Below are 11328 nucleotides of genomic sequence, written 5' to 3'. Positions count from 1 at the left end.
CCCCGGTCACTTCTGGGCCAGAGCTTCGGCCAGCACCTGGTGCGGGACGGCGCCCACGGCGACGCGGCCGTCGGTGGTCACCAGCGCGGTGCCGACCTTGGTCTTGATCGCGTAGCCGGTGCCGAACTCGCCGGTCACCTCGGTGCCGAACTGCCTGAGCAGACCGGTCGCGTCGGTGGAACCGCCGCGCTCACCGGGCACCGGCAGCGACATCGCCTCGGTGGGCAGCGCGCCCACCAGCACGGTGTCCCAGCCCTCGCCGACGACCTTCAGGTCGGCGCCGTCAAGCAGCTCGTTGCCCTGGACGTGCTTGGACTCCTTCGTGCCCTCGGTCACCGTCGTCCCCTCGGGCGGGGTGAACCGGAACAGCGCCGGGTCCTGCGCGCCCGGGTCGAAGTCGGCGAACCCGATGCTCAGCGCGGGCTTGGCCTCCCCGTTGGACATCACCTCAAGGCGCAGCGGCAGGCGGGTGGCCTCGTCGACGGAGACCCGCACCTCGCGCAGCAGCGTGCGCTCGGTCGGCTTGGGCGTCAGCACCAGCTGGTACACCGGGCGGTCGGCCACGCGGGCCGTGCCGTCGATGGTGACGACGCTGTCCTTCTGCATCAGCTTGACCAGGTCGCGGGCGGCGGTGGCCGGGTCGGCCAGCCGGTCCGCGGGGGTCTGGTCGTGCTCCATGCCCTCGAACTTCATGACGCTGCGGTCCGCGGTGTCCCACACCCAGGTGTTGGCGCCGTCGGCGATCACGGTGCGCTCGGCGGCGTGCTCGCCCTCCATCGCGAGCCGGAAGCGGCCGTCGCCGTCGGTGAACACCCTGGCCACGTGGCCGTCGGCGCCCCCGGACGGGATGACCGGGATCGGCAGCCCCAGGTTGTTCGTCAGCTCGACGGTGCCCGACATCGCGGGCACCTCGGCGTCGAGCACCGACTGCACGAGCGCCTCGGGCGTGGTCTGCGGCAGCGACGGCGGCGTCGAACCCGCCCCCGCGGGTGTCGCCAGCACGATGAGGCCGACGACCCCCGACGCGGTGCCCACCGCGGCGATCCCCAGCGCGGTCCGTTTCCTGTCCATGATCGTTTTCTCCCCTGACTGTCGGGTTTCGTGTTCCCGCACCACCGAGACTGCCCCCCGGGTGCTGAGATGGCGCTGAGAGCGCCCGTCACGCTGAGAACCCACTGAGAGTGGCGGCGGAGATGACGGCCCACCCGCCATGATGGCAGGCGTGAAGCCTCGGGTGCTGGTGGTCGACGATGAGCCGGGTGTGCGCCGCGCGCTGCAGCGCGGGCTGTCCGCCGAGGGGATGGACGTCGCCGTCGCCGCCGACGGGCCCAGCGCCCTGCGCGCCGCGCTGACCGGCGCGTTCGACGTGATCCTGCTCGACATCATGCTGCCCGGCCTGTCCGGCTACCGCGTGTTGCAGAAGCTGCGCGCCGAGGGCGTGCGCAGCCCGGTGCTGCTGGTCTCGGCCAAGGACGGCGAGGTCGACCAGGCCGACGGGCTCGACCTGGGCGCCGATGGCTACCTCGTCAAGCCGTTCTCCTTCGTCGTGCTCGTCGCCCAGGTCAGGGCCATGCTGCGCCGCGGCGCGGAGGACAGCGGCGGCCGGGTTCTGCGCCTGGGCGGGCTGGAGGTCGACCGGGCCACCCGCGCGGTGACCTTCGCGGGCGAGCCGGTGCCGCTGAGCCCGCGCGAGTTCGCCGTGCTCGACACCCTGGCGGGCCGCGCGGGCTCCGTCGTCACCAAGGACGACCTGCTGCGCGCGGTGTGGGGCGACGAGCAGGCCGCGACCCGCAACGCCGTCGAGGTCTACGTGGGCTACCTGCGCCGCAAGCTGGAGGCCGTGGGGGCGGGCGGCATCGTGCAGACCGTGCGCGGCCACGGCTACCTGGCCACCACCGGCGAGATCGCCGCGGCGCTCGACCCAGCCCGGCCGCGGTGAACGGGCGCGGGGTGTGGCTGCGGCGCACCATCCGCTTCCGGATCACCACCGTCGCCACCGCCGCCACCCTGGTCGTGCTGGTCGGGGTGGCCATCCTCACCAGCGGCATGGCCGGGTCGGTGCTGGTCCGCGCGGCCGACGCGGAGCTGTCGGCGGTGCTGCGCGCGGCCGTGGTCGAGGTGCAGGCGGGCCGCACGCCCGGCTCGCCGTCCCCGAACACGCAGGTCAGGGTGCTCGACACCGCCGGGACGCCGGTCGACGGCGCCGGGGCGCCCGCGCTGGGGCCCGCCGACGTCCGCGACCTCAAGGCAGCCACCCCGGTGCTGCGCCACCTCGACAACCCGCCCGCCCGCTGGCTGGGCACCGTGGCCACCGCCCCGGACGGCACGCAGCGGCTGGTCGCCGTGGGCACCGGCCTGGTCGGCTACCACGCCGCCGACGACGAGGCGGTGCGCTGGCTGCTCATCGCCGCGGGCCTGGTCTCGGCGGCCGTCGCCCTGGCCACGTGGCTGACGGTGCGCTCGGCGATGCGCCCGGTGGAGCGGATGCGCACCGCGGCGGGCAGGCTCGGCCCCGGCCGCAGGCTGCCCCTGCCCGACGCGCACGACGAGATCCGGTCGCTGGCGGGCGCGCTCAACGCCCTGCTGGCCCGCCGCGACGAGGCCACCGAGCGGCTGCGGCGCTTCACCGGCGACGCCGCGCACGAGCTGCGCTCCCCGGTGGCCTCGATCAGGGTGCAGGCCGAGGTGGCCGTGGCGCACCCGGACCCGGAGCTGTCGCAGGAGGTGCTGGCCGAGGTCGTCCACGAGTCCCAGCGGCTCTCCAGCCTCGTTGACGGCCTGCTGACGCTGGCCCGCTCCGACGCGGGCGAGCTGCCCCCCGCCGAACCGGTGGACCTCGCCGCCGCCGCGGACTCCGCCGTGCGCCGCTGCCCCGAGGACGGCCCCTCGGTCCAGGTGCACGTCCCGCCGTCACCGTCCTGGGTGTCCGCCGCTCCGTCCGAAGTGGACTTGGTGCTGGACAACCTGCTGCGCAACGCTTTCCGGCACGCCCGCGCCCGGGTGACGGTGACCGTGCTGCCCGCCAAGCGCAGCGTCCTGCTGGTGGTGGACGACGACGGGCACGGCATCGCGCCCGAGCACCGGCAGCGGGTCTTCGACCGGTTCTACCGCGTGCAGGACGACCGCGCGCGCACCAGCGGCGGCACGGGACTGGGGCTGGCGCTGGTGGCCGAGGTGGTGCGCAGGCGCGGCGGGCTGGTCCGAGTGGCCGAGTCCCCCGAGGGCGGCGCCCGGTTCCAGGTGACCTGGCGCACGGTGGGCGCGCGGTGACGGGCAGGATTGCGCCATGCGGATACCCGTGCCGCCGCGCGCCGTCGCGGCCGCGCTGACCGAGTCGAGCGTGCTGGGCGGGTCCGGCGGCCTGTTGGTGCCGGGCGAGGACGTGCGGGTGGGCGAGTACCGGCTGCGGATCGCCCACCTCGACGTGGACGGCCTGCGGGCGGTGCCGGTGGGCAGGCCCGTGGTGGCCATCGACGTCGGGATCGAGCCGGTCGACGGCGGCACGGAGCTGACGGTCGCCGTCCGCGGCCCGCGCGACTGGGCGGGAGCCCTCATCGAGCGGATCAGCGGCCGGGCCGCGGTGCTCGCCGAGGCGCGGGTGGTGGTGGGCGCCGCGGTGCTGCGCGACGAGCAGGTGCTCGCCCAGCAGCGGGCCTACCCGCCGGAGACCGCGGGCCTGTGGGAGTTCCCCGGCGGCCGGGTCGAGCCGGGGGAGTCCGACGCCGACGCGGTGCGCCGGGAGTGCATGGAGGAGTTGGGCATCGAGGTGCTGCCCAACGGCACCGTCGGCCCGGACGTGGTCCTCGCCGACGACCTCGTCCTGCGCCTCTACACCGCCCGCGCCCCGCACGGCACTCCCCAGCCGCACGACCACCAGGCGCTCGCCTGGCTCAGCGAGCACACCCTGGACTCGGTTCCCTGGCTGCCCGCCGACCGCGTGCTGCTCCCCGCCCTGCGAACCCGCCTCTCGGCCCGGCCCCGGCGCTCACCCGACCCCGGCGAGCCGCAGGGCTGAGTCCAGCCGGTGGGCGCCCCGGGCGCGGGCGCGCTCGGCGCCCGCCGCGCGGATGCGGTCCAGTTCGGCGGGGTCGGCCAGCAGTTCGGTGACGCGGGCGCGGATCGGGCGCAGCTCCTCGATCACCGCCTCGGCCACCGCCGTCTTCAGCTCGCCGTACGAGGCGAAGGACACCGAGCGGGGGGAGGTGCCCACGCAGGCGGCGTAGATCTCCAGGAGGTTGGCCACCCCGGGCTGGGTGTCCGGGTGGTAGGCGACCGCGTCCAGCGGGTCGGTCACGGCGCGCTGGACCTTGCGGCGGATCAGGTCCGGGGTGTCGAGCACGAAGACCACCCCGGCGACGTTCTGCGTCGACTTCGACATCTTCCGCGCCGGGTCGGTCAGGTCGCGCACCCGCGCCGCCGTCGGCGGGGTCACCGCCCTCGGCACCGCGAAGACCTCCCCGAACGCCGAGTTGAACCGCCGCGCCAGGCTGCGCGCCAGCTCGACGTGCTGGGTCTGGTCCTCGCCCACCGGCACCTCCACCGCCCCTTGGAGCAGGATGTCCGCCGCCATCAGCACCGGGTACGTCAGCAGCCCCAGCCGCGCGGAGTTGGTCCCGTCCTTGGCCTTCTGCTTGAACTGCGTCATCCGCGCCGCCTCCCCGTAGGAGCAGGTGCACTCCAGCACCCAGCTCAGCGCCCCCAGCTCGCGCACCAGGTCCGACTGCACGAACACCTGGTCGGGGTCGATGCCGCCCGCGATGAGCACCGCCAGCAGCTCACGGGTCAGCGCGCGCAGCCGGGCGGGGTTGTACGCCTCGGTCATCGCGTGCAGGTCGCTGACGAAGTACAGGTCGCCGGGCGCCCCGTCGCGGGCCCACCGGCGCACGGCGCCGAGGTGGTTGCCGATGTGGGCGTGGCCGGAGGGGGTGATGGCGGACAGCCGGGTCATGGCGCTCCTCGAAAAAGGTGTCCCCGGACACGCCAAAGGCCGCCCGGAGTCGGACGGCCTGGGGGTGGACAGGACTCAGGGCCGCCGGAGGGCGGCGCGCCAGAGTCCCATGGTCTTCACAGGGCGCAACGTAGCAGCGGCGACGAATCTCACGCAGCCTTTTTCTGCTCCGCCTTGATCCGCTTCAGCGCCCGGACCGGGCACTTCTCGCACAACGGCGACGAGCGGCAGCACTTCTTCTTGACCTTGCCTTTTTTCATCAGCCGCTTCACGGCGTCGGCGGGCGTGCGGGTCTTTTTGCCGCCCATCACCGACCTCCGTTCACCGACGGGACACCCACATTTAGGTTAGGTCGGCCTTTACCGATCCCCCGTGTGGTGCCTACCACAGCCTGGCTGCCGCTATCCTGGTACTGCGGCAGCAGCGACTCCGCTGCCTGGTCACGCCCGCCGGCCGCCGCCAACCAGCACCAGCGAGACTTCAGGAGCACGCGCGTGCCCACTGCAATTGCCGCCCTGCGCAGGCTCGACCTGCGCAATGTCGCCATCGTGGCGCACGTCGACCACGGCAAGACCACCCTGGTCGACGCGATGCTGCGCCAGTCCGGGGCGTTCGCCGCGCGGGCGGAGCTCGTCGACCGCGTCATGGACTCCGGTGAACTCGAGCGCGAGAAGGGCATCACCATTCTCGCGAAGAACACCGCCGTCCGCAGGGAGACCGCGGACGGTCCGGTGACCATCAACGTCGTCGACACCCCCGGCCACGCCGACTTCGGCGGCGAGGTCGAGCGCGGCCTGGCCATGGTCGACGGCGTGCTCCTGCTGGTCGACGCCAGCGAGGGCCCGCTGCCCCAGACCCGGTTCGTGCTGCGCAAGGCCCTGGCCTCGAAGCTGCCGGTCGTGCTGGTGGTCAACAAGGTCGACCGCCCCGACGCCCGCATCGCCGAGGTCGTCGAGGAGACCCACGACCTGCTGCTCGACCTGGCCGCGGAGTTCGAGGACCTCGACGACTCCGTGCTGGACCTGCCGGTCGTCTACGCCTCCGCCCGCGCCGGGCGCGCCAGCCTCACCCAGCCCGAGGACGGCGGCCTGCCCGACAGCGAGAACCTGGACCCGCTGTTCGACCTGCTGCTGGGCACCGTCCCCGCCCCGGTCGGCGACTCCGAGGGCCCGCTGCGCGCCCTGGTCACCAACCTCGACGCGTCGGCCTTCCTCGGCCGCATCGCGCTGTGCCGCATCCACGCGGGCCGGATGCGCAAGGGCCAGACCGTGGCCTGGATGCGCGCCGACGGCACCGTCGCCAACGTCCGCATCACCGAGCTGCTGATCACCGAGGCGCTCGACCGCGTCCCCGCCGAGGAGGCGCACGCGGGCGACCTGGTCGCCATCGCGGGCATCCCGGACATCACCATCGGCGACACCCTGGCCGACGTCGACGCCCCCGAGGCGCTGCCCCGGCTGACCGTCGACGAGCCCGCCATCTCCATGACCATCGGCGTGAACACCTCGCCGCTGTCCGGGCGCAACGGCGGCACCAAGATCACCGCGCGGCTGCTGAAGAACCGCCTCGACGCCGAGCTGGTCGGCAACGTCAGCATCCGGGTCCTGCCCACCGAGCGCCCCGACGCCTGGGAGGTGCAGGGCCGAGGCGAGCTGGCGCTGGCCATCCTGGTCGAGCAGATGCGCCGCGAGGGCTTCGAGCTGACCGTCGGCAAGCCCGACGTCGTCACCCGCACCATCGACGGCAAGCTGTGCGAGCCCTTCGAGCGGCTGACGGTCGACACCCCCGAGGAGCACCTGGGCGCGGTGACGCAGCTGCTGGCCGCCCGCAAGGGCCGCCTGGAGGAGATGGGCGGGCACGGCTCGGGCCGGGTGAAGATCGAGTTCATCGTCCCGTCCCGCGGCCTGATCGGCTTCCGCACCGACTTCCTCACCGAGACCCGCGGCACCGGCATCGCCAACGCGATCTTCGAGGGCTACTTCCCGTGGGCCGGGGAGATCCGCAGCAGGCACACCGGCTCGCTGGTCGCCGACCGCCAGGGCGCGGTCACCGGCTACGCGATGCTCCAGCTCGCCGACCGCGGCACGTTCTTCGTCGAGCCGGGCGCCGACGTCTACGAGGGCATGGTCGTGGGCGAGAACCCGCGCGCCGAGGACCTCGACGTCAACGTCACCAAGGAGAAGAAGCTCACCAACATGCGCTCCTCCACGGCCGACGTGTTCGAGACGCTGGCCCGCCCGCGCAAGCTCTCCCTCGAGGAGGCGCTGGAGTTCTGCGCGAACGACGAGTGCGTCGAGGTCGCCCCGGAGGTCGTCCGGGTCCGCAAGGTCATCCTGGACGCCACCACGCGCGGCCGGACGCGCTCGCGGGAGAAGGCGCGCGACCAGAAGTAGCGGTTGGGGTGGTCCAACCAGTGGGTGAGCGGTCCCGAGTCTCTGGCAGCATGACGGAGGTAACCAGGGGAGGTCGTCTCGTGCGCCGGGCTTGGGTGGCTGTCGCGGCCGCGGTCGCGCTCGCGGGCTGCACGAACGCGCCCCCGCCGCCCCTGGTGACCACCGAGCTCGCCCGCACGGAGCCCGTCCGCCCGGTCGACCCCGGGGAGATCGTCGTCGGGGTCGACAGCGTCGCGGGCGGCTACAACCCGCACCAGCTCGCCGACCAGTCGACCATCACCACCGCGCTGGCCCGGATGGTGCTGCCGTCGGCCTTCCGCACCGGCCCCGACGGCGTCCGCCGCCTCGACCGCACCCTGATGGTCTCCGCCGAGGTCACCTCGGCCGAGCCGTACACGGTCAGCTACCGGGTCCGCCCGGAGGCGGCCTGGTCGGACAGCGCGCCGATCGCCGCGGAGGACTTCGTCTACCTGTGGGAGCAGCTGCGTGACTCCCCGGGGGCGATCGACCGCGCGGGCTACCGCCTGATCGAGAACATCTCCTCGCGCGATGGCGGGAAGGTCGTCGAGGTGAGCTTCACCCAGCCCTACCCCGGCTGGCGCTCGCTGTTCGCCGACCTGCTGCCGTCGCACCTGCTCAAGGACAGCCCCGGCGGCTGGGACGGCGCCCTCGGCGACAGCTTCCCGGCCAGCGGCGGGCCGTTCTCCCTGCGCACGCTCGACCGCGACCGCGGCGAGATCGTCCTGGAGCGCAACGACCGCTACTGGGCCGAGCCGGTGGTCCTCGACCGGGTCGTCCTGCGCCGCACCGACGTGCCCGGCCTGGTGGGCGCGGTGCGGGCCGGGCACACCCAGGTGGGCCTCACGCCGGTCGACACCGAGTCCAAGCCGCTGGTCGACGGGCTGGGCGCGGAGGTCTCCACGACGCCCGTGCCGGGTGCGGGCGTGGCCACCGTGCTCCTGCGGCCGGTCAGCGCCGCCATGCGGCAGTCGGCCGTGCGGCGGGCGGTGGTGGCGGTGCTGAACCGGGCCGCGCTCGTCGAGACGGGGACCGGGGGCGGGCAGGCGGGGTCGCTGGTGGCCGACTCGCTGGTCGTGGCGCCGTCGTCGCCCGCCTACGCGGCCACCCGGCCCCGGGACGTGCCGGTCGCCCCGAACCCGGCGCTGGCGGCGAAGCTGCTGACCGAGGCCGGGTACACGAAGGAGTCGGGGATGTGGGCGCGCGGTGGCGCCCCGCTGAACCTCGTCATCGCCGCAGGCAGGCCGGACCACCTGGACCTGGCCCGGGAGGTGCAGCGGCAGCTGTCGGTGGCCAACATCCAGTCGCGGATCGTGACGCCGGACCCGGTGGAGCTCTACAGCGCGATGCTGCCCGCCCCCGCCGGTCCGGACATCGTCGACCTCCTCGTCGGCCCGCTGCCCGTGGGCCTGGACCCGGCGACGACGCTGGCCGGGCGCTTCGGCTGCGAGCGGGAGACGACCGGGGAGACCACGACGACGCCGACCCCCACCACCCAGAGCGCGCTGCCCGGGGACGGCGCCGCCCGGCCGGTCGCCGCCAACCCCCTGGGCTACTGCGACGCCGACGTCGACGCGGCCATCCAGTCGGCCCTCACCGGCGCGGAGCCGATCGCCGCCACCCTCGCGGACCTCGAACCACGCCTCTGGAAAGCGGCTTTGGTCTACCCCCTGTACCAGGAGACCGACCAGCTGATCGTCCACCGGACGGTGTCGGGAGTGACCGCGGGGCCGCCTCTGCAGGGCCCGTTCGCCAATGCGACCCAGTGGCGCAGGCCGGACTAGCCGCCCGCCGTTCAGCCAGTCAAGTACCGCCGAACGGCTGGTGAAAGGCCGGTAAGCGGCTCGGTTGGGCGATTTGGCGTGAAGTGGCCATGCCGCGTCTGGGACAGGATCACCCTTCGCCACGCTCTGTCACCGCCATCCTGCACAGCGTACCGACTGGTAACGGACGCGTTGCATGGTGGCCCCTGGTTGTCACCCTTTGGTCACGATCGCCGTGGCAGAGGTGACCAGGTGCCCTCCGGCTTCCTAGCGTGCGCAGCTAGTGCGCCTCCCAACGGTCGTTGGGGGCGTGATGGGTAAGGGACCGTTCGGCCGGACCGGCCGAGGGCGGGGCCCTGTGCTAGGAGGGCACGTGTCAATCAAGAAATCCACACTGTCGGCCTTCGCCGCAGTCGTCGGAACGTCGCTTGTCCTGAGCGCGTGTGGCGGGACGGACAATGGCGGCAACGGTGGCGGCGCCACGGAGCCGACCGGCGACGTCGCGGCCATGGCTGTCTCCAAGGGCCAGTCCGGCGACGAGTACACCTCCCCGGAGGTCGAGCAGTCCACCGAGACGATCACCGTCTCCACCGACAACCCGTTCACGGCATACAACAACTCCGCGGCGGACGCGAACAACTCGTACAACTCGTTCGCGCTGACCATGGTGCTGTCCGGCGCCTACAAGCTCGACGGCAATGACAAGGTCCTGCTCAACAAGGACGTCATGGAGTCCGTCGAGATCACCGGCGAGAACCCGCAGGTCGTCACCTGGAAGATCAAGCCCGGCGTGACCTGGTCCGATGGCGAGGCGTGGGACTGCGACGACTTCCACCTCACGTGGCTGTCGCAGACCGGCAAGATCAAGGAGAAGGACGCCGACATCTTCACCGCGGCGGGCACCACCGGCTACGAGATCATCGAGAAGCTCGAGTGCCCGAGCCCGACGGAGGTCGTCACGACCTTCAGCGAGAACTACCCCGACTACAAGAGCCTGTTCGGCATCTCCCTCGACGTGATGCCCGCGCACGTTCTGGAGAAGGGCTCCGGCGTCGCCGACGTCACCAAGCTGACCCCGACCTCGGACCTCGCCGAGCTCAAGAAGGTCGCTGAGTTCTGGAAGACCAAGTGGAACGGCTTCGACGCCGCCCTCATGCCGTCTTCGGCCCAGTACAAGATCACCGCGTTCGAGCAGAACAACTCGGTGACCCTGGAGCGCAACGAGGCCTTCGGTGGCGCCAAGGGCGGCCCGGCCAAGATCGTGCTGCGCGGCATCTCCGACCAGGTCGCCCAGGCCCAGGCGCTGGAGAACGGCGAGGTCATGGTGAACTCCATGGCCCAGCCGGACGCCAACGCCGCCGAGCGCCTGCGCAACCTCTCCGCGCAGGGCGTGACCTTCGGCGCCTCGAACGGCCTGTCCTTCGAGCACCTTGACCTCAACTTCAAGAACAAGTGGCTCAAGGACGCCGCCGTCCGCAAGGCGTTCATGCAGTGCGTGAACCGCGACGAGCTGACCGAGAAGCTGATCCGCCCGGTCCTCGAGGACGCCAAGCCGCTCGGCAGCCTGGTCTTCTTCCAGGGCGAGGAAGGCTACGTCGACAACTACGCCGCCTACACCGGTGACGCCAACGCCGCCAAGGCCACCCTTGAGGGCGCGGGCTTCACCATCGGCGCCGACGGCGTCGCCGCCAAGGGCGGCGAGAAGCTCTCGCTGAAGATCGCCCACACCGACATCCCGCGTCGCAAGCAGACCGTCGAGCTGATCCAGTCGCACTGCAAGCCCGCGGGCATCGACGTGGTCGACGACACCGACCCGAACTTCCTGGACACCCGCGTGAGCCAGGGCGACTACGACATCGCGCTCTTCGCGTGGTCGGCGGCGCCGTTCAAGTCGAGCCAGAAGTCGATCTACTCCACCGGTGGTGGCCAGAACTGGTCGGCCTACACCAACAAGGAGGTCGACGCCGCCTTCATCGACGGTTCGACCAACCTGGACGAGACCGCCTCGCGTGACGCCTACGCCAAGGCCGACAAGCTGATGGCCGAGGACAACTACTCCCTGCCGCTGTACCAGCTGCCGCGGATGTTCGCGTTCAAGGGCCTGGACAAGGTGTACTTCCAGTCCTACTACGGCACCCTGTGGAACGCCAACGAGTGGGTGAAGGTCTCTTAGTCGCAAACGCCGCACTTGGCGGCTGAAGGTCGA

At 72.4% G+C, this 11328-nt stretch carries 9 protein-coding genes; 6 read left to right on the top strand and 3 right to left on the bottom strand.

The window, feature by feature from the left end:
* Positions 1–6 precede the first annotated feature (6 nt).
* Complete coding sequence (locus tag ACTG9Q_RS09060) at positions 7–1071, bottom strand: LolA family protein (protein WP_455572208.1); 1065 nt, start codon at positions 1069–1071, stop codon at positions 7–9.
* A gap of 139 nt (positions 1072–1210) precedes the next feature.
* On the opposite strand from ACTG9Q_RS09060, the gene ACTG9Q_RS09055 reads away from it, so the two are divergent.
* The 3 genes from ACTG9Q_RS09055 to ACTG9Q_RS09045 are packed head-to-tail and all read left to right on the top strand — an operon-like array spanning position 1211 to position 4015.
* Positions 1211–1939, top strand: coding sequence for a response regulator transcription factor (locus ACTG9Q_RS09055; RefSeq protein ID WP_455572207.1), 729 nt, complete (start codon positions 1211–1213; stop codon positions 1937–1939).
* Positions 1936–3270, top strand: coding sequence for a sensor histidine kinase (locus ACTG9Q_RS09050; RefSeq protein WP_455572206.1), 1335 nt, complete (start codon positions 1936–1938; stop codon positions 3268–3270). Before ACTG9Q_RS09055 ends, ACTG9Q_RS09050 begins: the two co-directional genes overlap by 4 nt.
* Before the next feature lie 16 nt (positions 3271–3286).
* Positions 3287–4015, top strand: a complete 729-nt coding sequence (locus ACTG9Q_RS09045) for a (deoxy)nucleoside triphosphate pyrophosphohydrolase (protein ID WP_455572205.1) — start codon at positions 3287–3289, stop codon at positions 4013–4015.
* Here the strand turns inward: ACTG9Q_RS09045 and trpS are convergent.
* Both trpS and ACTG9Q_RS09035 read right to left on the bottom strand, forming a co-directional pair.
* Positions 3986–4948 (bottom strand): tryptophan--tRNA ligase, encoded by a 963-nt coding sequence (trpS, locus tag ACTG9Q_RS09040; RefSeq protein WP_455572204.1) that lies wholly within the window; start codon positions 4946–4948, stop codon positions 3986–3988. The genes ACTG9Q_RS09045 and trpS overlap by 30 nt on opposite strands.
* Positions 4949–5097: 149 nt before the next feature.
* Positions 5098–5256: a hypothetical protein gene (locus ACTG9Q_RS09035; protein ID WP_455572203.1), complete on the bottom strand. Its 159-nt coding sequence runs from the start codon at positions 5254–5256 to the stop codon at positions 5098–5100.
* Positions 5257–5442: 186 nt separating this feature from the next.
* Between ACTG9Q_RS09035 and typA the strand changes: the two genes are divergently transcribed.
* The 3 genes from typA to ACTG9Q_RS09020 all read left to right on the top strand — a co-directional run bounded on the left by typA (position 5443) and on the right by ACTG9Q_RS09020 (position 11295).
* The gene (typA, locus tag ACTG9Q_RS09030; RefSeq protein WP_455572202.1) at positions 5443–7341 is read left to right on the top strand and encodes a translational GTPase TypA; all 1899 of its coding nucleotides are present in this window, start codon (positions 5443–5445) and stop codon (positions 7339–7341) included.
* 95 nt (positions 7342–7436) lie between these two features.
* On the top strand, positions 7437–9143 hold the full coding sequence (locus ACTG9Q_RS09025) for an ABC transporter family substrate-binding protein (protein ID WP_455572201.1): 1707 nt from the start codon (positions 7437–7439) through the stop codon (positions 9141–9143).
* Positions 9144–9495: 352 nt separating this feature from the next.
* Entirely contained in the window at positions 9496–11295 is a 1800-nt protein-coding gene (locus tag ACTG9Q_RS09020) for an ABC transporter family substrate-binding protein (RefSeq protein WP_455572200.1), read from the top strand.
* Positions 11296–11328 lie beyond the last annotated feature (33 nt).

The organism is Actinokineospora lacus, from assembly GCF_053813445.1.
The sequence above is the reverse complement of the archived record's forward strand: the minus strand, read 5'-3'. Positions and strand labels throughout refer to the sequence as shown.

Coding starts and splice junctions, on each gene's coding strand:
- ACTG9Q_RS09060 (WP_455572208.1), bottom strand. CDS start 1,071: ATGGACAGGAAACGGACCGCGCTGGGGATCGCCGCGGTGGGCACCGCG.
- ACTG9Q_RS09045 (WP_455572205.1), top strand. CDS start 3,287: ATGCGGATACCCGTGCCGCCGCGCGCCGTCGCGGCCGCGCTGACCGAG.
- trpS (WP_455572204.1), bottom strand. CDS start 4,948: ATGACCCGGCTGTCCGCCATCACCCCCTCCGGCCACGCCCACATCGGC.
- ACTG9Q_RS09055 (WP_455572207.1), top strand. CDS start 1,211: ATGATGGCAGGCGTGAAGCCTCGGGTGCTGGTGGTCGACGATGAGCCG.
- ACTG9Q_RS09035 (WP_455572203.1), bottom strand. CDS start 5,256: ATGGGCGGCAAAAAGACCCGCACGCCCGCCGACGCCGTGAAGCGGCTG.